Origin of the sequence: Caballeronia glathei, assembly GCF_000698595.1 — a bacterium.
In the GTDB taxonomy this organism is placed as follows: Bacteria; Pseudomonadota; Gammaproteobacteria; order Burkholderiales; family Burkholderiaceae; genus Caballeronia; species Caballeronia glathei.
The window spans coordinates 37,513-60,718 of the sequence record NZ_JFHC01000054.1 but is presented as its reverse complement, the minus strand read 5'-3'; the positions used below and the strand labels follow the sequence as shown (position 1 = coordinate 60,718).

At 65.7% G+C, this 23,206-nt stretch carries 19 protein-coding genes and 1 tRNA gene; 9 read left to right on the top strand and 11 right to left on the bottom strand.

Annotated features, from left to right (window positions below; genetic code table 11):
- Positions 1-75 precede the first annotated feature (75 nt).
- From BG61_RS27460 to BG61_RS27450, 3 genes are all read right to left on the bottom strand, one after another.
- Complete coding sequence (locus BG61_RS27460; RefSeq protein WP_035933412.1) at positions 76-1,542, bottom strand: PepSY-associated TM helix domain-containing protein; 1,467 nt, start codon at positions 1,540-1,542, stop codon at positions 76-78.
- Positions 1,543-1,592: 50 nt separating this feature from the next.
- Positions 1,593-4,031 (bottom strand): TonB-dependent receptor, encoded by a 2,439-nt coding sequence (locus BG61_RS27455; RefSeq protein WP_035933415.1) that lies wholly within the window; start codon positions 4,029-4,031, stop codon positions 1,593-1,595.
- Between the two features lie 81 nt (positions 4,032-4,112).
- Positions 4,113-4,652, bottom strand: a complete 540-nt coding sequence (locus BG61_RS27450; RefSeq protein WP_241486495.1) for a DUF2946 domain-containing protein — start codon at positions 4,650-4,652, stop codon at positions 4,113-4,115.
- A 198-nt stretch (positions 4,653-4,850) separates the two neighbouring features.
- Between BG61_RS27450 and BG61_RS27445 the strand changes: the two genes are divergently transcribed.
- Both BG61_RS27445 and BG61_RS27440 read left to right on the top strand, forming a co-directional pair.
- Positions 4,851-4,937: transfer RNA gene (locus BG61_RS27445), tRNA-Leu, on the top strand.
- Between the two features lie 144 nt (positions 4,938-5,081).
- Positions 5,082-5,924, top strand: a complete 843-nt coding sequence (locus tag BG61_RS27440; RefSeq protein WP_035933420.1) for a squalene/phytoene synthase family protein — start codon at positions 5,082-5,084, stop codon at positions 5,922-5,924.
- A 4-nt stretch (positions 5,925-5,928) separates the two neighbouring features.
- On the opposite strand, the gene BG61_RS27435 is transcribed toward BG61_RS27440, so the two are convergent.
- Both BG61_RS27435 and BG61_RS27430 read right to left on the bottom strand, forming a co-directional pair.
- Positions 5,929-7,068, bottom strand: a complete 1,140-nt coding sequence (locus BG61_RS27435; protein ID WP_035933422.1) for a DUF1501 domain-containing protein — start codon at positions 7,066-7,068, stop codon at positions 5,929-5,931.
- Between the two features lie 19 nt (positions 7,069-7,087).
- Positions 7,088-7,480, bottom strand: coding sequence for a hypothetical protein (locus BG61_RS27430; RefSeq protein ID WP_081868202.1), 393 nt, complete (start codon positions 7,478-7,480; stop codon positions 7,088-7,090).
- Positions 7,481-7,727: 247 nt separating this feature from the next.
- Here BG61_RS27430 and ompR point away from each other — a divergent pair, with 247 nt between their 5' ends.
- The 4 genes from ompR (at position 7,728) to BG61_RS27410 (ending at position 11,262) form a co-directional block, all read left to right on the top strand.
- Complete coding sequence (ompR, locus tag BG61_RS27425; RefSeq protein WP_035933424.1) at positions 7,728-8,453, top strand: osmolarity response regulator transcription factor OmpR; 726 nt, start codon at positions 7,728-7,730, stop codon at positions 8,451-8,453.
- A gap of 52 nt (positions 8,454-8,505) precedes the next feature.
- Positions 8,506-9,876: an ATP-binding protein gene (locus BG61_RS27420; RefSeq protein WP_035933426.1), complete on the top strand. Its 1,371-nt coding sequence runs from the start codon at positions 8,506-8,508 to the stop codon at positions 9,874-9,876.
- Between the two features lie 207 nt (positions 9,877-10,083).
- Complete coding sequence (locus BG61_RS27415; RefSeq protein WP_035933429.1) at positions 10,084-10,632, top strand: peroxiredoxin; 549 nt, start codon at positions 10,084-10,086, stop codon at positions 10,630-10,632.
- A gap of 105 nt (positions 10,633-10,737) precedes the next feature.
- Positions 10,738-11,262, top strand: coding sequence for a carboxymuconolactone decarboxylase family protein (locus BG61_RS27410; RefSeq protein ID WP_035933432.1), 525 nt, complete (start codon positions 10,738-10,740; stop codon positions 11,260-11,262).
- Positions 11,263-11,341: 79 nt separating this feature from the next.
- Here the strand turns inward: BG61_RS27410 and ispF are convergent, their stop codons facing one another.
- On the bottom strand, positions 11,342-11,833 hold the full coding sequence (ispF, locus tag BG61_RS27405; protein ID WP_035933434.1) for a 2-C-methyl-D-erythritol 2,4-cyclodiphosphate synthase: 492 nt from the start codon (positions 11,831-11,833) through the stop codon (positions 11,342-11,344).
- Between the two features lie 24 nt (positions 11,834-11,857).
- The gene (gene ispD / locus BG61_RS27400) at positions 11,858-12,574 is read right to left on the bottom strand and encodes a 2-C-methyl-D-erythritol 4-phosphate cytidylyltransferase (RefSeq protein ID WP_035933437.1); all 717 of its coding nucleotides are present in this window, start codon (positions 12,572-12,574) and stop codon (positions 11,858-11,860) included.
- A gap of 110 nt (positions 12,575-12,684) precedes the next feature.
- On the opposite strand from ispD, the gene mfd reads away from it, so the two are divergent.
- From mfd to BG61_RS27385, 3 genes are all read left to right on the top strand, one after another.
- Positions 12,685-16,161 carry a transcription-repair coupling factor gene (gene mfd / locus BG61_RS27395; protein ID WP_035933440.1) on the top strand — a complete coding sequence of 1,159 codons (3,477 nt, stop codon included), beginning with the start codon at positions 12,685-12,687 and terminating at the stop codon, positions 16,159-16,161.
- Positions 16,162-16,262: 101 nt separating this feature from the next.
- Positions 16,263-17,489, top strand: coding sequence for an acetylornithine deacetylase (argE, locus tag BG61_RS27390; RefSeq protein WP_035933442.1), 1,227 nt, complete (start codon positions 16,263-16,265; stop codon positions 17,487-17,489).
- Positions 17,490-17,509: 20 nt separating this feature from the next.
- Positions 17,510-18,511 (top strand): threonine/serine dehydratase family protein, encoded by a 1,002-nt coding sequence (locus tag BG61_RS27385; RefSeq protein ID WP_035933445.1) that lies wholly within the window; start codon positions 17,510-17,512, stop codon positions 18,509-18,511.
- A 15-nt stretch (positions 18,512-18,526) separates the two neighbouring features.
- On the opposite strand, the gene BG61_RS27380 is transcribed toward BG61_RS27385, so the two are convergent.
- The 4 genes from BG61_RS27380 to BG61_RS27365 form a co-directional block, all read right to left on the bottom strand.
- The gene (locus BG61_RS27380) at positions 18,527-19,345 is read right to left on the bottom strand and encodes an ABC transporter permease subunit (RefSeq protein ID WP_035933559.1); all 819 of its coding nucleotides are present in this window, start codon (positions 19,343-19,345) and stop codon (positions 18,527-18,529) included.
- Positions 19,345-20,271, bottom strand: a complete 927-nt coding sequence (locus BG61_RS27375) for an ABC transporter permease subunit (protein WP_035933447.1) — start codon at positions 20,269-20,271, stop codon at positions 19,345-19,347. The genes BG61_RS27380 and BG61_RS27375 overlap by 1 nt, the downstream gene beginning before the upstream one ends.
- Positions 20,268-21,437, bottom strand: a complete 1,170-nt coding sequence (locus tag BG61_RS27370) for an ABC transporter ATP-binding protein (RefSeq protein WP_035933562.1) — start codon at positions 21,435-21,437, stop codon at positions 20,268-20,270. Before BG61_RS27370 ends, BG61_RS27375 begins: the two co-directional genes overlap by 4 nt.
- A 150-nt stretch (positions 21,438-21,587) precedes the next feature.
- Positions 21,588-22,703 (bottom strand): polyamine ABC transporter substrate-binding protein, encoded by a 1,116-nt coding sequence (locus BG61_RS27365; RefSeq protein ID WP_035933450.1) that lies wholly within the window; start codon positions 22,701-22,703, stop codon positions 21,588-21,590.
- Positions 22,704-23,206: the final 503 nt, after the last annotated feature.

Here is a 23,206-nt window from a genome sequence, read left to right as displayed (position 1 = left end):
CCCTTCGCCCTTCACTCTTCACCCTTCGCCCTTCACTCTTCACCCTTCGCCCTTCACTCTTCACCCTTCGCCCGCTCACGAACCCGCCGCCCCCGTGCGGCCGAACGCGATGCGGTCCGAAATCCACACGACCAGCATCGTCGCGCCCATCAGCGGAAACACAATGCCGAGCACGGTCAGCCCGCCGCGCCAGACCCGCATCGCGGGGCGGCCGACCGGGCGCGGCGGCGCGCCCAGTTCCCGCTGCGGACGGCGTTTCCACCACATCACGAAGCCCGAGAGCGCCATCGATGCGAGCCCCATCGAAATCGCGGCGCAGACGATCTGGTTTGCAAGCCCGAAGTAACGCCCCATGTGCAGCGAAGTGCCATAGGAAATCCATTGCGCGACGCGGCCGTAGTCGTCGTAGCGGATGTCCGACAGGACTCTGCCGCTGTACTGGTCGACGTGCAGCGTGCGTTCGGCTTTCGGATCGGCGGGAAAGTACGACACCGTGTACACGCCGCTCTGAGACTTCGGCAGCGCGATGCTGTAGTCATCGGTGACACCTTGCGCCGCCGCGAGCGCGACCACGGAATCGAGCGAGACGCGTGCTGCGCCCGGCGCGTGCGGCGGCACTTCCGGCACGTCCGTGAGACCGACGGCCCAGGGCGTTTGCGGCAAGGGCAGATCGTCCATCTTCAAGGCGTGCTGGTCGTGGTTATCGTGCATGGCATGCATGTCGTGCCCGCCCTGAGTCGCGGATACGGCCGGGGCCGTCGAATGCACATGCGCTTCGCCCCACGCGCCCTTCGGATAGCCGAGCTGCGCCGACGTCGCGAGCTCCTTGAACTGCTTGCCCCACGAGCCCGACCACGGCAACCCGCTCAGCACGAAGAAAAGCGCGCCGATCGCAAACCAGATGCCGCCGACCGCATGCAGATCGCGCCACCACGCGCGCCCGCGCAGCCGAAGACGCGGCACCCAGACGCCGCCCTTGCGCCACGTCTTCTGCGCGCCCCCCGGCCACCACAGCGCGATGCCCGTTCCGATCATCACGAGCGTCCAGCAGCCGGCCAGTTCCATCAGCAACTCGCCGGTCTTGCCGAGCAGAAGCGCGCGATGCAGGTTGCGCACCTGCTTCATCAGCCGGTGCTCGACGCTCAGCGTGCCGAGCAGCGCCCCGCTATACGGATTCACGTAGACGCTCTCGCTCTCGCCGGACGGCAGGCGGAACACGAACTCGGCGCTGCGGCGCGGATCGGTGCCGATCTGCGCCGTCGTCGGCACCGCGCCTAGCGGCGCGCCCGCGAAGGCCTTCGCAAGCAGCGTCTCCCGGCTCAGGCGCGGCGCGGCCTCTGCGGCGACGACCATCCGGTCGCGGTACAGCAGCGGCTCGATCTGCGGCTGTAAGCAATAGAGCGTGCCCGTTACGGCGAGCACGATGAGGAGCGGCATCACGAAGAGTCCCGCGTAGAAATGCCAGCGCCACAGCGTGCGATGCGCCGCAGCGCTTGCGTGCGCATCGGCGGCGAGTGTCAGGTTGTCGTTCGGTACGTACATGGGCGTGTGTCGTCGAATGTTGAACGGATTTGCGGTCGAGGGCGGCGGCATCAGATGCCGATGCGTCCTTCCAGATAGAACGTGCGTCCCGCGTAGGGGTGAAACACGAAGTAGCGGTGATCGAAAAGGTTGTCGACGCCGACGCCGATCTCGGTCTTCTTCGTCGGCCGGTAGGTGAGCTTCGCGTCGACGACTGCGTACGTGCTCGTGCCGCCGTAGGTGTCCGGATTGGTGTCCGTGTTGGTGAGCGTGTTGTACTGGCGTCCCGAATAGCGCGCGGCGAGCGTCACGGCGGCCTTCTCGGTCGCGCGGTAGGTCGCGACGACGTTCGCGCGCCACAGCGGAATGCGATAGAAGTACTTCCCCACCGACGCCGGATTGCCGCTGTTCGCCAGGATCTTCGACTGCGTGTAGGCGACGTTCGCCGCGAGATCCAGCCCGCGCACGAGCACGTCCTGCCCTTCGTAGCTCGTCTCGATGCCGCGCGAGCGCACCTTGTCGATGTTCTGGAAGTTCGTGACGTTCGGGATGACCGTCGTGTTGGTCTGGCTGAAGATCGTGTTCCTGACGTCGTCCTGAAAAAGCATGAACCGGTACACGCCGTTGCCCTGCTGCCACTCCGCCGTCAGTTCCTTCGACAGGTCGTCTTCCGGCTTCAGGTTCGGATTGTTGTTGACGATCGAGAGCCCATTGATCTGCCCCTGGAACAGCTCGCCGACGGTCGGAAAGCGGTACGCGCGCCCGATCGATGCGCGCAGCAAGAGGTTCGAGGTGGCGTCGAAGGAAATCGACGCCTTCGGCGACCAGTGGCTCTCGCTCGCATCGCCGTAGGCGAGCGACGTCGCGCCGACCGCACGCATGCCGTCATAGGCGTTCCAGTTCTCGTAGCGCACGCCGTAAGTGAACTTCCACCGCGGCAGGAAGCGCCACGCGTCCTGCGCATACACGGCCTGCGTCTGCGTGCGTCCGCCGAACGCATTGGCGAACGCGGCGTTGCCTCCGTCGCGCCAGGCGGGCGTGTTGTACGTTTCGTTGTCGAGGAGATAGTTGTCGTAGTGATAGCCGAACGACAGCCAGTGCGCCGCGATGCCGGCGTCCGCCGACGGCGGCGTCCAGGTCGTGCGCAGGTCGAGCGACTTCCAGCCCGCGCCGTCGCCGTAGGTGATCGTGCCCGGCCCGTCGCCCGGCACGCCGGAGTTCGCCGTGCGCGCGATGCTCTGCGTGATGTCGAAATACGACGCTATGGCTTCGCCGTTCCAGCCCGTCTGGTTGCGCGTTCTGAGCGACAGGCCGTAGAGAAAGTTCTCGCTCGACCCCGCGCTCGGCGCGAACGTCGCGGCCGGCAGGTTGTACTCGAACCCGCCGATGTTCACGAGGCCGCTGTACACCGGATTGCCGTTCGCATCGCGCAGGAACGTCTGCGTGTCGCTGTTGTACTTCTGGTGCCAGTAGCCGAGCGTGAAGCCGGCCTGCAGCGTCGGCGTCAGGTCGTAGGCGAGCTTGAGCCGCAACTGGTCCTGGAACGTGCGCTCGATGCCCTCGTTCGACACGCCGAGCACCGCCGTGCGCGTGTTGTTCTGGTCGTTGTAGAAATACGCGCCCGTGACCGGCCGGTCGCGGGCGCTGGCGGGCGTCGTGGATTGCGGGAGCGTCGCGAACTGGAGCGGCTGGCTCGTGTTTTCGAGATGATCGGCGCCGATCAGGTAGGACAGCCGGCCGATCCGGTCGCCGATGGTCGCCGTCGTGTTCGTGCCGTTGAAGCTGCGGTTCACGCCGAACAGGTCGAAATGCTGCGTGAAGCCCTGCACTTTCGCGTCGGCCTTGAAGTGCGTGGGCATCTGCGTCGTGATCGCGACCGTCGCGCCGATCGAGTTGCCCGGATAGAGCGCGGAGTACGGGCCGTAGATCACGTCGACCTGTTCGATGTCGTCGGCGAAGACCATCGACCAGCGCGGCGCGAACGTAAACGTGTTGCCGAGGAAGTTGCTGAGCAGCAGGCCGTCGGCATAGACGAGGCCGCGCGCCGTCTGTGCGTTGCTCGTGCCGCGCACGGCGATGGTCGAATTGACGTCGCCGATGAAGCGCTTGCGCACCGCCATGTTCGGCGCGTACTTGAGCACGTCTTCGGGCGTCACGACGTTCCAGTACTGGAACTGGTCGGCCGTGACGGTCGAGACGCTCGACGGGAGATCGGGGTCGAGGCTCGCCCGCGTGCCCTGGGCCGTCACGACGACCGGCGCGAGCGATGCGCTGTCGCCCGTGTCGTCAGCGGTGGCCGGCTGTGCGGAGGAAGCGGAAGCCTGAGCGGGAGCAGAAGCGGGAGTGGCGGCGGCCTGCGCCGCCTGCGCGATCAGCGACAGCGCTAGCCACGCGCGCGATACGTGGAATGCGCGTGACCCGTGTGAGCCGCGGATCGGCGCGGATGCGCGCGAACGCGCAGCGGCGCGGCAGCCGTGAGGCTGCCGCGCTCGCTCGATGAGCTTGAGCATCGAAGAATCCTGAAGATGTGAACGCAGGACCGGCCGGGCGCAAACGCGCGCCGGCACGACGGTCGGGACGAATGACAGGCTTCAGGAAACGACGGGAGGCGCGCGCGGACGGGCGGCGTTGAAGGATTTCGCATGGACCGCGGCGAGCGCCGGGGCATATGCGACGCGTGCGGAGCGTTCGATGCGTGCCACGCCGGGCAATGCACCCGCAAGCAGCGGCACATGGTGCGCGAGCAGTCCGCAGTACGAGCAGGCGTCGAAGTGATCGGCGGCGGAGGCGTGATGCGCGCCGTGCGTATCCGTGTCGGCGGAGGCGGCCTGATGGTGGTCGCCGTGCTCCGCAGATGACGCGAGCGGCGCAGCCGGAGCGATCCCCGGCACGAAGTCCGCGGAGCACATCGGCGCCTGCGGATCGGCGGCGGCTACGCGCGCGGCGATCGTCTGGCTCACGACCGGCGCGACAATGGCAAGCCACATGGCGGCAATGCCGAGCCATGCGACGAAGCGATTGCGCGATGTGCGGGTCATGTAGCCGAAGGCGAACGCAACTGGAAGACGGCGATTGTAGGCACGTCGCAGGCACGGCGCAATCGCCCGGGCGCCATGGTGGGCATCGGTCACGCGGGTGTCGGCCGGTTGCAGACATCGCGGGGCGAATCGGTTAGAATCTCGGGCTTGGCGCGGCCAACGCATAGTGTTTCAAGGGATCGCCGAGGTCCGGAGAAACACGGAAGAACGTTCCGCGCGAGCATGTCAAGGCAACGCACGGCAAGACAAAACGGGTTCACGCGCTTCTCTTCGGAGCGGGCGAATCCGGCGGCGAGGATGGCGAAATTGGTAGACGCACCAGGTTTAGGTCCTGACGCCAGCAATGGTGTGCGGGTTCGAGTCCCGCTCCTCGCACCAGTCATGAAAGCAGCACGCGCATCACGAAAAAGCCATTGATCTTCAATGGCTTTTTTTACTAGGACGGCCGCATTCCAGACGTTCCGAACGCCTGCCGCATGCCGCGCAAGCCGCCCGCTCAGTCGCCCCACACAGCCGACCCCAGTGAACTTCGACGATTACTGCCAGCAAAAGGCCGCCCCCGAAGGCTCCAGCACGTACTACGCGCTGCGCCGGGCGCCGGCCGCCCGCCAGCCGTTCCTGACGGCGCTCTACGCGCTGCGCCGCGAACTCGAGGAGACGGTCAAGGAAACCAGCGATCCGACGATCGGCCGCACCAAGCACGCATGGTGGCAGAAGGAGCTTGCGAGCCTGGCCGGCGGCGAGCCGTCCCATCCGGTGACGAAGGCGCTGCGCGCGCATGCTGCGCATCCTGGCGGCGGAGCGCTCGACGAAGCGACCCGCGCGTCGATCGACGCGCTCGTCGAAGGCTTCGGCATGGACCTCGATCAGGCGCGCTATCTCGACTGGCCGGGACTGCGCCGCTATCTCGAACAGGTGGGCGGCGCATTCGCGGTGGCCGTCGCCCGGACGACGGCGCGCGACGCCGCGAACGCCGCTGGCTGGGCCATGCCGCTCGGCTCGGCGCTGATGCTGGCGGAACGCGTGCAGGCACTCGGCGACGATGCGCGCCACGGCCGCATCTATGTGCCGATCGACGAATTGCAGCGCTTCAAGGTAACGGCCGCCGACGTCATCAACCGCAAGTACAGCGACGATTTCACGGCGCTCATGCGCTTTCAGACCGAACGCGCCAGGCGCGTGCTCAACGACGCGCTCGCCGCCATTCCGTCCGGCGAACGCGCGCACCAGCGCGTGCTGCGCGCGCAGGCGGCGCTCTCCCTCGCACTGTTCGACGAGATCGAGCGCGAAAACTTTCAGGTGCTGCATCAGCACATCTCGCTCACGCCGATCCGCAAGCTCTGGATCAGCTGGCGCACGCGCTAGCGTTTCAGGTGCGCAGAAGCGGCAGCGGCTCGAAGCGCTCGTGCAGAATCGACGCGGAATCGAGACCCCACCAGTTGCCGAGGATGGTCGAGTAAAGCTGCCGGAAGTCGACGGCGGCGGGCAGGTTGCCGCCGCCGTCGAGCCGCGCGAGCCGGGGCGCCGCGCCGAAGAGCCCGCCGCGCACGCGCCCGCCCATCACGAAGTGCGGCGCCACGGTGCCGTGGTCGGTGCCCCTGCTCTGGTTTTCGCGCGGATGCCGGCCGAATTCCGAGTAGGTCACGACGAGCGTGTCATCCCAGCGTCCGAGTTCGCCCAGCGCAGAGCGCAGCGCGGCGCACCCCTCCGACAGCTCCCCGAGCAAAGCCGCGTGCCGCGCGTGCTGGTTCTGATGCGTGTCGAATCCGTTGAGCGTCAGGCGGATCACGGCGACGCCCGAGCGGGTGTCGCCGGCGAGAAGACGCACTGCCGAGCCGACCGACGCGCCGAACGCGCCGGCCGCAAAGCGCGTCCTCACTGTTTGCGCCGCGCCGCGCCCGTTCGCTGCAGCGATCGAGTCGCTCGCGGTTGACGCCGACAAGAGCATCGCGTTGCCTGCCGCGCCGTTGGCCGCTGTGGCGAATGCGGTGAATGGCCCCTTCTCGACACTGCCGATCACGGCAGCGCCCGCGGCAAGTCCCCGCGCACCGGATGCCGGCCGCAACGCGCGCGCCAGCCAGCCTTCTTCGAGATATTGATCGGCGCGCGACGCGGTGTCCCAGATCTCCAGCGAGCGGAAATGCGAGAGATTCGGCCGTGGATAACCAACGCCCTGCACGATCGCAAGCTGGCCGTCGCTCCAGAGCGGCATCAGGGCTTTCGCCGCCGGGTGCAGGCCCGTACGTTCGTCGAGCTGCAGGACCCGCGAGCGCGCGATGTTGAGGGTCGGTCGCAGCGTGTAGTAAGCGGGATCGGCGAACGGGATCACCGTGTTCAGGCCGTCGTTGCCGCCTTTAAGCTCGATGAGGATCAGGACCTTGCCCGCGCCGGAAAGGTCAGGAACAAGCGGTCTGGAAGGAAGTGCGGCGGGCGCGGGCGAAATGCCCGCATAGGCGTTCGGGATCGAAAGACATGCGCCTGCCATCGAAAGAAAACGGCGTCGGTTCATGGCAAGCGGCCGGGGCGCATCAACGCTTGTAAAGATCCCGTACCGCTTCTTCGATATGCTGTCGCAACAGGCGCCGCTCGTCGGCGGTCATGACGGCATGCCGGGGCGGGCGCGCGGGCGGCTGGTCGTTTTGCTGGACGGATTGCATCGCGGGAGGCTTCGAGTCGCGATCACGATTGCCTGAGGTCGAGTTCTTGCCGCTTCGCTGCTGGGCACGGATCATGCGTGGATCCGACCGGTTGGGCCGGCTGGTCACGGTGCGGTCGAACGCAGCCGGATCGCGACCGGAAGCCGACGATGACTGTGCAAATACGGGGGGCGTGGTCAGTACGGCGTAAAGCGCGCTAGCGAGTAGCGTCTGCTTGAGAATGCGCTCATGGCGCACAGGTCCGCGCTGCCGCGCTCCCTTCATGTTGTTCCCTTCGTTGCTCGACAACCGGACGGTCTCAGTCTCTTGTTGCGTCGCACGCAACCCCGTGATCACGGTGCGAACGCGGAGCGTTGGTCTAATGAAGTATCTACCGAATGACGGGCTTAGGTAAAGGAGTGTACGCACAGAACCTATATAGCGTGCCACACGCGCCGTAAATTTTGTAACCGTCTGTTACGCTGCAATTGTTACAAACTCGACGTCTTTCTAATCGCGCTAAGATGCCGCTATGGAAACCAAAAATCCTTCAAAAATCCTCGTAGTCGACGACGATCCGCGCCTGCGCGACCTCCTGCGACGCTACCTAGGTGAACAGGGCTTCAATGTCTATGTCGCGGAAAACGCGCCGTCGATGAACAAGCTCTGGGTCCGTGAACGTTTCGATCTCCTCGTGCTCGACCTGATGCTGCCGGGCGAAGACGGGCTGTCGATCTGCCGGCGCCTGCGCGGCAGCAACGACCGCACGCCGATCATCATGCTCACCGCGAAGGGCGAGGACGTGGACCGCATCGTCGGGCTCGAGATGGGTGCCGACGACTATCTGCCGAAGCCGTTCAATCCGCGCGAACTCGTTGCGCGCATTCATGCAGTGCTGCGGCGGCAGTCGCCGTCCGAGCTGCCTGGCGCGCCTTCCGAAACCACCGAAGTGTTCGAGTTCGGCGAATTCGCGCTCAATCTTGCCACCCGCACGCTCACGAAGAACGCGCAGGAAATTCCGCTCACCACGGGCGAGTTCTCCGTGCTGAAGGTGTTTGCGCGCCATCCGCGCCAGCCGCTTTCGCGCGAGAAGCTGATGGAGCTTGCGCGCGGCCGCGAATACGAAGTGTTCGACCGCAGCCTCGACGTCCAGATCTCGCGCCTTCGCAAGCTGATCGAGCCCGATCCGAGCAGCCCGCGCTTCATCCAGACGGTCTGGGGCCTCGGCTACGTGTTCATCCCCGACGGCGCCGCGTGAGGCGTCCCGAAACCGGCCACGCGACGTTTCCCGAGCAGGACCCGAAAGACTCATGCGCATCGACAGGCGGCTACTGACGCTCGCGTTCGGCGGCCTGTTCTGGCGGACTTTTGCGCTGATCGCGCTGCTGATCGCGGTGAGCCTCGCCGCGTGGTTCCAGAGCTTTCGCGTGATCGAGCGCGAGCCGCGCGCGCAGCGCGTGGCGCTGCAGCTCGTCGCCGTCGTCAAGCTCACCCGCACCGCCCTCCTCTATTCCGATCCCGATCTGCGCCGCGCGTTGCTGCAGGATCTGGAGAGCAATGAGGGCGTGCGCGTGTATCCGCGCGAGACTACCGACAAATATCGCCTGCAGCCCGACGAGTCGCTCAACCGGCTGATCGAGCGCGACGTGCGCGGACGGCTCGGCAACGAGACGATCATCGCGCAGTCGGTGAACGACATCCCGGGTGTGTGGATCAGCTTCAAGATCGACGACGACGACTACTGGGTCGCGCTCGACCGCGATCAGCTCGACACCGTCACCGGCCTGCAATGGGCCGGCTGGGGCGTGTTCGCGCTCGCGCTGTCGCTCTTCGGCGCGGCGTTCATCACGAGCCTCGTGAACCGGCCGTTCGCGCGGCTCGCGCTCGCCGCGCGCAAGGTGGGCTCGGGGCAGTCGCCGGAGCCGCTGCCCGAACGCGGCATGGGCGTCGCGGCCGAAACCAACCGCAGCTTCAACCAGATGGTGCAGGACCTCGAACAGCTGGAAGCCGACCGCGCGCTGATGCTCGCCGGCATCTCGCACGACCTGCGCACGCCGCTCGCGCGCCTGCGGCTCGAAACCGAGATGAGCCCGTCGGACGAGACCACCAAGCTCGCGATGATCGACGACATCGAGCAGATGGACATGATCATCGGGCGCTTTCTCGACTACGCGCGGCCGATGCAGCGCATGCCGGAAGCCGTCGACCTGTCGATGATCGCGGGCGAGCTCGCCGCCCGCTTTCAGGCCGACGAGGGCGTCGTGATGAAGACGGACCTCGCGCACGGCGCGATGATTGAAGGCGATCCGACCGACGCACGCCGCGTGGTCGGCAATCTGCTGGAAAACGCGCGCAAGTACGGCCGCAGCGAGCACGACGACATCGCGCGCATCACGCTCGTCACGCGTGTGACACATGGTCGCGTGGAGCTGTCGGTGATGGACGAGGGCCGCGGCATTCCGGACGACCAGATCGCGCTCATCACACGTCCGTTCTATCGCGTCGACACCGCGCGCACCCAGGCGAACGGCACCGGGCTCGGAATGGCGATCGTGCAGCGGCTCGTCACGCGCCAGCGCGGCACGCTGCGCCTGCGCAACCGCGCGCCCGGACCGGGCTTCGAAGTGACGATCGACTTCCCCACCGTGAAGGGCGGGAAGTTCGACACGCAGCGCGATTGAGCGCTGAAGTGCACAACAATCGCGATGTGAAAACCTATCGAATCGTTCGCCAAAAACTATCCATGTTGTTAGTTAAAATCTATTGAGAATATAGATTAATAGAGTTATAGTCGGGGTCGGGTAACGGGGGCGCGGCCTATGTCACGGCCTCGTTACGGCGATCAGGTAGTCTCGTCTGTCCTTCCAAACGTACACAGGAGTAGTCACATGAAGACCGTGGGCGATAAAGTCGAAGCGTTTACCGTCACCGCTGCAAAGCCGGGTTTCAACCATCACGAGGAAAACGGCCAGTCGGCGTTCGAAGAGATCACCGAGCAGTCGTTCCCGGGCAAGTGGAAGATCATTTACTTCTATCCGAAGGACTTCACGTTCGTCTGCCCGACGGAAATCGTGGAATTCGGCAAGCTCGCGAAGGATTTCGAAGACCGTGACGCCGTGCTCCTCGGCGGCAGCGTCGACAACGAATTCGTGAAGCTCGCATGGCGCCGCGAGCACAAGGACCTGAGCAAGCTGAACCACTACGCGTTCGGCGACGTGAAGGGCGAGCTGATCGACCAGCTCGGCGTGCGCGACAAGGAAGCGGGCGTTGCGCTGCGCGCCACGTTCATCGTCGACCCGGACAATGTCATCCAGCACGTTTCGGTGAACAACCTGAACGTCGGCCGCAACCCGGAAGAAGTGCTGCGTATTCTCGACGGCCTGCAAACGGACGAACTGTGCCCGTGCAACCGCGCGGTAGGCGGCGCGACGCTGTAAGCGTCTTCGCAAGGCCCTTCCCGGCTTGACGCCAAAGCCCGCTATGCTTATTGAGTCACACTGAGCCGGCGGGCTTTTTTACCGTCGTTAGAATAGGAGAAATCAATGGAATTCCTGTCTTCGATTAAAGAACTCATTCCCGACTACGCAAAGGACATCCGCCTGAATGTCGACGGCACGATCGCGCGCTCGTCGCTGGAAGGCAACGACGCGGTCGGCGTCGCGCTGGCCGCCGCCTACGCGGCGAAGGCGACGAAGATCGTGAACACGATCCGCTCGGCGGGCGTGCTGTCGCCGGAAGAAACCAACGCGGCGCTCACGGCGGCCGCGCTGATGGGCATGAACAACGTGTGGTATCCGTACCTGGAGATGGCCGACAACGCCGATCTCAAGACGCAGCCCGCGGGTCTGCGCATGAACGCGTACGCGTCGCATGGCGGCGTGGACAAGCGCCGTTTCGAGATGTATGCGCTCGCCGCGTCGATCATCGGCAAATGCCACTTCTGCGTGAAGTCGCACTACGAGAATCTCGTCACGGAAGGCATGAGCACGACGCAGTTGCGCGACGTCGGCCGCATCGCGGCGGTGATCAATGCCGCGGCGCTCGCCATCGAGGCCGAAGCAAAATAAGTACCGGAAGCCAGCGCCCCCGGCGCCCGAAAGCGATAACGCCACGCGCGAAGCGTGGCGTTTTGCTTCAGTTCTTGCTTCAGTGATCGATCGACGTGCGCAGCAGCAGCACCGCCGCCTGCGCCTCGATCCCCTCGCCCCGCCCGAGGTAGCCGAGCTTTTCGTTGGTTTTCGCCTTCACGTTCACGCGATTGACCGGCAGGTCGAGGTCTTCGGCGATGTTCGCGCGCATGCCCTCGATGTGGGGCGCGAGTTTCGGCGCCTGCGCGATTACGGTCGAATCGACGTTCGCGATCGCGAAACCCGCCTCCGTCACGCGCCTGAACGCCTCGCGCAGCAGCGCGCGGCTGTCGGCACCGGCGAATTCCTTCGCGGTATCGGGAAAATGCCGGCCGATGTCGCCCATCGACGCCGCGCCGAAAAGCGCATCCGTGATCGCGTGCAGGAGCACGTCGGCGTCGGAGTGGCCGAGCAGGCCGCGTTCGTGGGGAATGGTCACGCCGCCGATGATGAGCTGCCGCCCTTCGACCAGCTGGTGGACGTCGTAGCCCTGTCCGATTCTGAAGTCCATCGATTTACCCTGTCTGAAGGAGATTTAAGGCGTTGGGCCGAGCATCGCCGTGGCGAGCGCGAAGTCTTCGGGATAGGTGACCTTGAAATTGCGCAGGCTGCCCTGCACGAGCCGCGGCGCATGGCCGAGCCATTCGATCGCGCTCGCCTCGTCGGTGAGATCGTGGCCGTCCTGGCGTGCCCGCGCGATCGCGTCGCGCAGCATGCCGAGACGGAACATCTGCGGCGTCTGAGCCTGCCACAGGCCGTCGCGCGGCTCCGTGCGCGCGATGCGCCCTTCGAGGTGCGCATCGCCCTCGGGCTCGATGCGCTTCAACGTATCCGCGACCGGCAGCGCCAGAATCCCGCCGACTGCGTCGTCTTTCAGTTCGCCGACGAGCGTGCGGATCATCTGAGCGGTGATGCCCGGCCGCGCGGCGTCGTGCACGAGCACCCAGTCGCCGTCCTTCGCGCCGAACTCGATCAGCGCGTTCAGGCCGTTGAACACCGACGCCTGGCGCGACGCCCCCCCGCAGCGCTTCACCGCGAAACGCAGGCCGGCAAAGCGGCGGGCGTCGAAATGGGTGTCGTCGGGAGCGAGCACGACGAGCGTCTGCGAGAATTCGGAGCACGCATCGAACGCGGCAAGCGTATAACTCAGCATCGGGCGGCCGGCCACGGTCTGGTATTGCTTGGGCATCGGCGCGCCCGAGCGGCTGCCGGTGCCGGCGCACGGAATCAGGGCAAAAAGGCGTGAGCTCACGTGTCGGAAATCTTGCCAAGTCAAAGTGAAGCCCGGATTTTATAATAGGTCCTTCGCGACCACGCCGGTCCGTGCGCACTTTCGCGCCCGGACGGTTCCCCGCACACCTTATGTCTTCAAAAGCCGTCACATCGCAGTCCACGTCTCCCATCGCACTTGTCAAGGCGGGCCAGCGCTTCGTCTTCAACGGCGCCACCGGCTCCTCCGACGCCCTCGCCATCGCGCGCTACCACACCGCCTTTCGCGAGCAGGTGCCGCTCCTGACGGTCCTATGCGCGAGCGCCGTCGACGCGCAGCGCCTCGCCGCCGAAATCCCCTATTTCGCGCCCGCTGCCCGCGTGCGCCTCCTCCCCGACTGGGAGACGCTGCCGTACGACACGTTCTCGCCGCACCAGGACCTCGTCTCGGAGCGCCTTGCCACGCTGCACGACCTGGGCGAAGGCCGCTGCGACATCCTGCTCGTGCCCGCCACGACCGCGCTCTACCGCATGCCGCCGGCGTCGTTTCTCGCCGCCTACACGTTCTCGTTCGCGCAGGGCGAGCGCCTGAACGAGGCGAAGCTCAAGGCGCAGCTGACGCTCGCGGGCTACGAGCACGTGAGCCAGGTCGTGCGCCCGGGCGAATACTGCGTGCGCGGGTCCCTGCTCGATCTCTTCCCGATGGGCTCGCCGCTACCCTACCGCATCGACCTCTTCGACGATCAGGTCGATTCGATCCGCGCGTTCGACCCCGACACGCAGCGCAGCCTCTATCCGGTGCGCGACGTGCGCCTGTTGCCGGGCCGCGAGTTCCCCTTCGACGAAGCTGCGCGCACCGCGTTTCGCAGCCGCTGGCGCGAGGTGTTCGAAGGCGATCCGAGCCGCTCGCCGATCTACAAGGACATCGGCAACGGCGTGCCGTCGGCGGGGATCGAGTATTACCTGCCGCTCTTCTTCGACGAGACCGCGACGCTCTTTCACTATCTGCCCGAAGGCGCGCAACTGGCGTTCGTCGGCGACATGGACGCGGCGATCAGGCGCTTCACGAGCGACACGAAGCAGCGCTACAACTTTCTCTCGCACGACCGCGAGCGGCCGCTCCTCGAGCCGCACCGCCTCTTTCTGACCGACGACGACTTCTTCTCGTTTGCCAAGCCGTTCGCGCAGCTCAAGTTTCCGCCCGTGCCCGAAGGCGGCTGGGCCGTGCCGCTGCCGGGCCTCGCGATCGACCGCCACGCCGACGAGCCGCTCGCCGCGCTGCGCCACTATCTCGACCAGACACCCAATCGCGTGATGCTGGTCGCGGAATCGGCGGGACGGCGCGAGACGATCCAGCAACTGCTCGCCGACAACGGCCTGCGCGGCGCGCTCGACGACACCTTTCAGCAGTGGCTCACCGGCGACGCGAAGTTTTCGCTCGGCGTGGCGCCGCTCGCCAACGGCTTCGCGCTGCCGGGCGAGGAACTCGCGATCATCACCGAGACGGAGCTTTACGGGCCGCTCGCGCGCCGCGCCGGGCGCCGCCGCCAGGAGCAGGCGAGCAACGTCGACTCGATGGTGCGCGACCTCTCGGAGCTGAAGGTCGGCGATCCGGTCGTCCATACGCAGCACGGGATCGGGCGCTACATGGGGCTCGTGTCGATGGACCTCGGCGAGGGCGAAACCGAGTTCCTGCATCTCGAATACCAGAACGAAAGCAAGCTGTACGTGCCGGTCGCGCAGTTGCACGTCATTTCGCGCTACAGCGGCGCCGATCCGGAAAGCGCGCCGCTGCACGCGCTCGGCTCCGGCCAGTGGGACAAGGCGAAGCGCAAAGCGGCGCAGCAGATCCGCGACACCGCCGCCGAGCTGCTGAACCTCTACGCGCGGCGCGCGGCGCGCTCGGGCTACGCGTTCAAGCTCGAACCGCGCGACTACACGAAGTTCGCGGAGAGCTTCGGCTTCGAGGAAACGCCCGACCAGGCCGCGGCGATAGCCGCCGTGATCGGCGACATGACGAGCGGCAAGCCGATGGACCGGCTCGTGTGCGGCGACGTCGGCTTCGGCAAGACGGAAGTCGCGCTGCGCGCGGCGTTCATCGCGGTGATGGCGGGCAAGCAGGTCGCGATCCTCTCGCCTACCACGCTGCTCGCCGAACAGCACACGCAGACCTTCACCGACCGCTTTGCCGACTGGCCGGTGCGCATCGCGGAGCTGTCGCGCTTCAAGAGCACGAAGGAAGTATCGGCGTCGATCGCGCAGATCAACGAGGGCACCGTCGACATCGTGATCGGCACGCACAAGCTGCTCTCCTCGGACGTGCAGTTCAAGCGCCTCGGGCTCGTGATCATCGACGAGGAGCACCGCTTCGGCGTGCGCCAGAAGGAGGCGTTGAAGGCGCTGCGCGCGGAAGTCGACGTGCTGACGCTCACCGCCACGCCGATTCCGCGCACGCTCGGCATGGCGCTCGAAGGCCTGCGCGACTTCTCCGTGATCGCCACCGCGCCGCAGAAGCGCCTCGCGATCAAGACCTTCGTGCGCCGCGAGGAAGACGGCGTGATCCGCGAGGCGATGCTGCGCGAGCTGAAGCGCGGCGGCCAGGTGTATTTCCTGCACAACGAGGTCGAAACGATCGAAAACCGCCGCGCGATGCTGGAAGAGCTCGTGCCCGAAGCGCGCGTCGCCGTCGCGCACGGCCAGATGCACGAGCGCGAGCTTGAGCGCGTGATGCGCGACTTCGTCGGCCAGCGCGCGAACGTGCTTTTGTGCACGACGATCATCGAAACCGGCATCGACGTGCCGAGCGCCAACACGATCCTCATGCACCGCGCCGACAAGTTCGGCCTCGCGCAGTTGCACCAGCTGCGCGGGCGCGTCGGGCGCTCGCACCACCAGGCGTATGCGTATCTGCTCGTGCACGACCCCGCCGCGCTCACCAAGCAGGCGCAGCGGCGGCTGGAGGCGATCCAGCAGATGGAGGAACTCGGCTCGGGCTTCTATCTCGCGATGCACGACCTCGAGATCCGCGGCACGGGCGAAGTGCTCGGCGACAAGCAGTCGGGCGAGATTCACGAGATCGGCTTCCAGCTCTACACCGACATGCTCAACGACGCCGTAAGGGCGCTGAAGGAAGGCCGCGAGCCGGACCTCAACGCGCCGCTCGCCGCGACCACCGAGATCAACCTGCACGCGCCGGCCATCCTTCCCGCGGACTATTGCGGCGACGTCCAGGAACGGCTGTCGCTCTACAAGCGGCTCGCGAACTGCGAATCGAGCGACGCAATCGACGGCATTCTGGAAGAGCTCGTCGACCGCTTCGGCAAGCTGCCGCCGCAGGCGCATGCGCTCGTCGAGACGCACCGGCTGCGGCTCGCCGCGAAGCCGCTCGGCATCTCCAAGATCGACGCGGCCGAACAGGTGATCGGGCTCCAGTTCATCCCGAACCCGCCCGTGGACGCCATGAAAATCATCGAGATGGTGCAGAAGCACAAGCACATCAAGCTTGCCGGACAGGACAGGCTGCGCATCGAGACGAGGAGCCCCGACCTGTCGGTGCGCATCGCGACGGTCAAGGAGACGCTGCGCGCGCTCGGCAGCCCGGCGCGGCAGGCAGCGCCAGCGGCGCGGTAATGTCCCGCGCCGGCGGTGCAGCGGGCCCGCAGCGCCCGCCCCGGGACGGACCCGGACGCGCTTTTTCGGTATGATCGAACTCTATCCACACGGAGAACACAATGTCGCAGATCGCTGAACCGGCGGGTTCCCAAACGTCGTCGGCCGCGTCGTCCGCCGCCCTTCCGTGGGTCGAGCGCCTCGTCTCCTTCGACACCGTCAGCCGCAATCCGAACCTCGGCCTGATCGAAACCGTGCGCGACGAACTGCGCGCGGCGGGCGTCGAATCGACCATCACGGTCGACAAGCGCGGCCAGTGGGCCAATCTCTTCGCGACCGTGCCCGCGCACGACGGCGAGACCAACGGCGGCATCGTGCTGTCGGGCCATACGGATGTCGTGCCGGTCGACGGCCAGGACTGGGCAAGCGACCCGTTCAAGCCGGAAATCCGCGACGGTCTGCTCTACGGCCGCGGCACCTGCGACATGAAAGGCTTCATCGGCACGGCGCTCGCGCTCCTGCCGAAAATGCAGGCCACCCGCCTCGCCCGGCCGATCCACTTCGCGCTTTCCTATGACGAAGAAGTCGGCTGCGCGGGCGCGCCGCTCATGATCAGCGACCTGCAAAAGCGCGGCCTGCGCCCGGACGGCTGCATCGTCGGCGAACCCACTTCCATGCGCCCGGTCATCGCGCACAAGGGCATCAACACGTACAACTGCTGCGTGCGCGGGTTCGCCGCGCATTCGTCGCTGACGCCGCGCGGCCTGAACGCGATCGAATACGCCGCGCGTCTCATTTGCTTCATCCGCGACGTCGCAGACGAATTCCGCGCGAAGGGCCCGTTCGACGAACTCTACGACGTGCCCTACACCACCGCGCAGACGAGCACGATCAAGGGCGGCAACGCGATCAACACGGTGCCCGCCGAGTGCAGCTTCCAGTTCGAATTCCGCAACCTGCCGATGATGGACCCCGAGCTCGTCTATCAGCGCATCGAAGCGTACGCGCGCGAGACGCTCCTGCCGAAGATGCAGCAGGAGCACGCGAGCGCCGCGATCGAGTTTTCGCGGATCGCCTCGGCGCCGGGGCTCGACGCGACCGAGCAGGCGGCGATCACGCAACTCGTGCGCGCGCTCACGGAGAATCAGGAGAAGCGCAAGGTCGCCTATGGCACGGAAGCGGGCCTCTTCGCGCTCGCGGGCGTGCCGAGCATCGTGTGCGGGCCGGGCAACATCGAGCAGGCGCACAAGGCGAACGAGTATGTGTCGCTCGAGCAGCTTGCCGCGTGCGAAGCGTTTCTCGGCAAGTTCATCCACAGCATGTCGGTGGACGCGCAGTCCGCCCGCTAAACCGTTCCGTTCGAGCCGCCATGTCCACAGCCACGCACACCGACCACACGATCGACGGCACGCCGATCCCGACACTCGACGAAATCGCCGAGCAGCACATGGCGCTCGCACCGTGGGTCGCGCGCACGCCCACCTTCGAGCGCCACGACTTTCCGACGCTCGAGGGCACGCCCGTCACGTTCAAGTTCGAGCTTCTGCAGGCAAGCGGCACGTTCAAGGCGCGCGGCGCGTTCTCGAACCTGCTCGCGCTCAGCAACGACGAGCGCAGCGCGGGCGTCACGTGCGTATCGGCGGGAAACCATGCGGTGGCGGTCGCCTATGCGGCGATGCGCACGGAGATCGGCGCGAAGGTGGTGATGATCCGCACCTCGAGCCCGGCGCGCATTGCGCTCGCCCGGCGCTTCGGCGCGGAAGTGGTGCTGGCGGAGAACGCCACGGAAGCGTTCGAGATCGTGCGCCGGATCGAAGCCGAGGAAGGCCGCTTCTTCGTGCATCCGTTCAACGGCTACCGGACGGTGCTCGGCACCGCCACGCTCGGCTACGAATGGACGTCGCAGGCACCCGATCTCGAAGCGGTGATCCTGCCGATCGGCGGCGGCGGGCTGGCAGCCGGGGTATCGACGGCGATGCGCCTCGCCAACCCGTCGATTCACGTCTACGGCGTCGAGCCGATCGGAGCCGATGTGATGAGCAAGAGCTTCGCTGCCAACCACACGGTAAAGATGGGCACGATGCACAGCATCGCCGATTCGCTGATGGCGCCGCACACCGAGCAGTACAGCTACGAGCTGTGCCGCCGGCATATCGACCAGATCGTGACCGTGACGGACGGGGAACTGCGCCGCGCGATGCTTGCGCTCTTCAACGAACTCAAACTCGCCACCGAGCCCGCCTGCGCGGCGGCGATGGCGGGCCTGCTCGGGCCGCTGCGCGAGCGGCTGCAAGGCAAGCGCGTCGGCGTCCTGCTGTGCGGCACGAACACCGACTCCACTTCGTTCGCGCGGCATCTGGCGAGCGCATAGCCCGCCCCGCTCGGCTCACAGCACCCCGGTGAGCCGTTTGCGCTGGCCGCGCTGCATGAAGTAGTTCGCCGCCACCACGCCGATCGTCACGAACGCGATGAAAAGCGTCGCGAGTGCATTCATTTCCGGATTCAGCCCGAGCCGCACGCGCGAGAACACGACGAGCGGCAGCGTGGTCGAGCCCGGCCCCGACAGGAACGCCGAGAGCACGAGGTCGTCGATCGACAGCGTGAACGACAGAAGCCACCCCGCCACCAGCGCCTGCGAAATCAGCGGCAGCGTGATCGTGAAAAATACCCGCAACGGCGTGGCGCCGAGATCGAGCGCGGCTTCTTCGAGCGACGGATTCAGTTCACGCACACGCGACTCGACGATGATCGCCACATAGGAAATGCACAGCATCACGTGCCCGACCCAGATCGTGAACATGCCGCGGCCGGCCGGCCAGCCGAACACCTTCGCCATTTCCACGAACAGCAGCAGGAGCGAAATGCCCTGGATCACCTCGGGAATCACGAGCGGCGCGTTGATCATGCCGGTGTAGAGCGTAAAGCCGCGAAAGCGGCCCATGCGCGCGAGCACGAAGCCCGCCCAGGTGCCGATCGCGACCGACGCGCACGCCGTCAGCACCGCGATCTTCAGCGAGAGCCACGCGGCGTTGATCAGCTCGTCGTCGTACCACAGCGCCTTGTACCAGCGCAGCGAGAATTGCGTCCAGACGGTCACGAGCTGCGACTCGTTAAACGAATAGACGATCAGGCTGATGATCGGGATATAGAGAAACAGAAAACCGAGCCCAAGCGCGGTGAACTGGAGCGGGCGGCTTGGCCTGATCATCGCTTCTCCTCCAGTTGCTTCGCCTGGTAATGCTGGAAGAGCGCCATCGGCACGAGCAGCAGCAGCACCATCGCGCAGGTGACGGCGGAGGCCATCGGCCAGTCGGCGTTGTCGAAGAACTCGTTCCACATCACGCGGCCGATCATCAGCGTGTCCGCGCCGCCGAGCAGTTCCGGAATCACGTATTCGCCGACCGCCGGAATGAAGACCAGCAGGCACCCGGCGATGATCCCGTTCTTCGACAGCGGCAAGGTGATCTGCACGAACGCCTTCCACGGTTTCGCGCCGAGGTCGTAAGCGGCTTCGAGCAAGGTCAGATCCATTTTCACGAGGTGCGCGTAAAGCGGCATCACGAGAAACGGCAGATACGAATAGACCATGCCGATATAGACCGCGATGTTCGTGTGATAGAGCTCGATCGGCGAATGAATCAGGCCGGTCGACATCAGGAAGTTGTTCAGCAAGCCGTTGTTCTTGAGAATGCCGATCCACGCGTACACGCGGATCAGGAACGACGTCCAGAACGGCAGCATCACCGCCATCATCAGCAGGTTGCGCGTCGCCGGATTGGAGCGCGCGATGTAATACGCCATCGGATAGCCGATCAGCAGGCACAGCACCGTCGATACCGCCGCCACCAGCAGCGAATTCATGTAGGTGGCGAAATACAGGCTGTCGGTGAAAAGGAACGCGTAATGCGAGAAGTCGAGCGCGATATTGAGCACGCCGTCCTTCATCGCCACGAGTTCGGTGTAAGGCGGAATGCCGAGCCGCGAATCCGCGAAGCTGATCTTCACGACCAGCAGGAACGGCACGAAAAAGAGCAGCAGCAGCCAGCCGAACGGCCCGGCGATCACCGCCGTGCGGCCCGTGAAGCCCATGCGCCGCCACGGCGCGGCAAGTAGAGCAAGCACGCGCTTCATGACGTCAGCACGACACCCGCCGACGCGCTCCAGCGCACGTAGACTTCGTCGTCCCAGGTAGGCGAGTCGATTTCGCCGAGCGCGAGGCTCGACACGTTCGCGACCACGATCTTGCCGCTCTCGAGCTTCACGTGATAGAGCGTATAGCCGCCCATGTACGCAATGTTCGACACCGTGCCGCGGCCCCAGTTGTACGCGCCTTCGGGCGGCTTTCTCGTGAGCGCGATGCGCTCGGGGCGCACCGAGATCGTCACCGGCATGCCGAGCGGCCCGGTGATCCCGTGGCTCACGTAAAGCCGCACCGACAGGTCGGGCGACTCCACGAACACGTGATCCGGCTGGTCCTCGACGACGTTGCCGTCGAAGAGATTGGTCGAGCCGATGAACTCCGCCGAAAAGCGGCTGTTCGGATATTCGTAGACCTCGTGCGGCGTGCCGATCTGCACGATCTGCCCCTCGCTCATCACGGCAAGGCGCCCCGCCATCGTCATGGCCTCTTCCTGGTCGTGGGTGACCATGATGCAGGTCACGCCGACCTGATCGAGGATGTTCACGAGCTCGATCTGGGTGCGCTGGCGGATCTGCTTGTCGAGCGCGGACATCGGCTCGTCGAGCAGCAGCAGCTTCGGCCGCTTGACGAGGCTGCGCGCGAGCGCGACGCGCTGCTGCTGCCCGCCCGAAAGCTGATGCGGCTTTCGCTTCGCATAGCGCGCCATCTGCACGAGTTCGAGCACGGTACTCACGCGGTCCTTCAGCTCGCTGCCGCGCACGCCTTCCTGCTTCAGCCCGAACGCGACGTTCGACTCCACCGTCATGTGCGGAAACAGCGCATACGACTGGAACATCATGTTGGTCGGGCGGCTGTAGGGCGGCATGCTCGCGAGGTCGACGCCCTCGATGAGGATCTGCCCGGAGCTCACCGATTCGAGCCCCGCGAGCATGCGCAGCAAGGTTGACTTGCCGCATCCGGAACTGCCGAGCAGCGCGAACAGCTCGCCCTTCTTCACCGACAGGTTGACGCCCTTCACCGCCACCGTGTCGCCGAATTTCTTGACGACATCGACGATCTGCACGAAGTTGTCCGTGCCGGCCGCATCGGGGGCATTGCCCGGCTGCGGCCTGCCGGAGTTAGGCGCTGCGTGTACTGCGCTCGACTGCTCACTCATGATTGCCTGCTCGACTCCTGCAAAATTCCTGTTGCGCGACACATGGCGCCCGGCCGGTCGAAAGGCGGGCGCCCGATCGGCTGCGCGACGAACAAAGCCCCCGGCGGACCAGGGGCTTCGTGGTTTCGATTCACTGCAAAACGTTCAAGTCTAGCGGCCGGACTTGAATTCGGTCCAGAGGCGCGTCTGCAAACGCTGGATCTCGGGAGGCAGCGGCTTGAGCAGGAACAGGGTCTTGATCACTTCCTGCGGCGGATACACGGCCGGATCGTTCGCGACGTCCTTGTCGACGTACTTGCGCGCTTCCGCATTCGCGCTCGGGTAGTACACCGCGTTGGTGATCGCTGCGTGCACCTGCGGCGTCTCGATGTAATTGATCCACGCGTGCGCGGCTTCCTTGTTCTTCGCGTCCTTCGGGATCGCCATCACGTCGAACCAGACCGGCGCGCCGCCCTTCGGAATGAAGTATTCGATCTTGAACGGCTTCTTCGCCTCCAGCGCGCGGTGCTTCGCGATCACGACGTCGCCCGACCAGCCGTAGGCAAAGCAGATGTCGCCGCCGACCATGTCGTTGATGTAGCCCGACGAATTGAACTGCGTGATGTACGGGCGGATCTTCTTGAGCATTGCCAGCGCGGCGCGGTAGTCGTCCGGGTTCGTGCTCATCGGATCCTTACCGATGTAATGGAGCGCCGCCGCGAACATCTGGTCGGGCGCATCGAGCACCGAGACGCCGCAGGCCTTGAGCTTGGAGATGTTCTCCGGCCGGAAGAGCACGTCCCAGCTGTCGAGCGCGACATCCTTGCCGAGAATCTGCTGCGCCTTCGTCACGTTGTAGCCGAGGCCCGTCGTACCGTAGGCCCAGGGCACCGTGTACTTGTTGCCCGGATCGGCGCCCTCGACGAGCTTCATCAGATCCGGATCGAGATATTTGAGGTTCGGCAGCTTCGACTTGTCGAGCGGCGCGAAAATGCCGGCCGCGATCTGCTTGCCTGCGTAGTTGCTGGTCGGCGCGACGACGTCATAGCCCGAGTTGCCGGTGAGGAGCTTGGCCTGCAGCGTGTCGTCGCTGTCGTAGTTGTCGTACTTGACCTTGATGCCGGTCTGCTTCGTGAAATTCGGGATCGTGTCCTTGGCGATGTAGTCCGACCAGTTGTACACATTGAGCTGCGTGTCCTTCGCCGATGCCGTCGCCGGTGCCAGCGCCAGGGCGCATGTCACTGCAGCCGCCAGCATCGTCAACCGGCCCGCCAGTTTTTTTGTCATCTCGTTTCTCCGTCGTTTCGACTCTCGACCCCGTCATGCCGCGCGGACCGCCCTTGCTCGAACAACCGGCCAGCCCGCGGCTCCCTTAAAAACCCGAAAACTACCATTAAATACCTGCGGGACAAAAAACAATCGCCCGCTTGTCGCGCAAAGTGGACACGCATGCGCGCGCGGTGCGCGGCGCAAGGCTCCCGAGCGGTCCGCGGCCCCCGGCCGTGGCCCCGGCGCGCGGATTGCTGCCCGCCGGGGAGGCCGCATTTTAGCCGTTAATCCGCGTGCGCGACACCGGGCAAAACCACACTGGCGGCAGTGAGACCCGGCAGCCGGTGCGCCGCGCGATGGCAATATCTGTGACCTGCGGTCGCGCCCGGCATCACCGGGCGCGACCGCATCGAATAGCCATGCGGAACAGTCGTTGCTAGCCACTTCGGACGCGCGCCGATTCGCCGACGCGCGGGTGCCCCGCTTCGGGCGCGCCATCACGGGAGGCGCCCGGCGCCTCC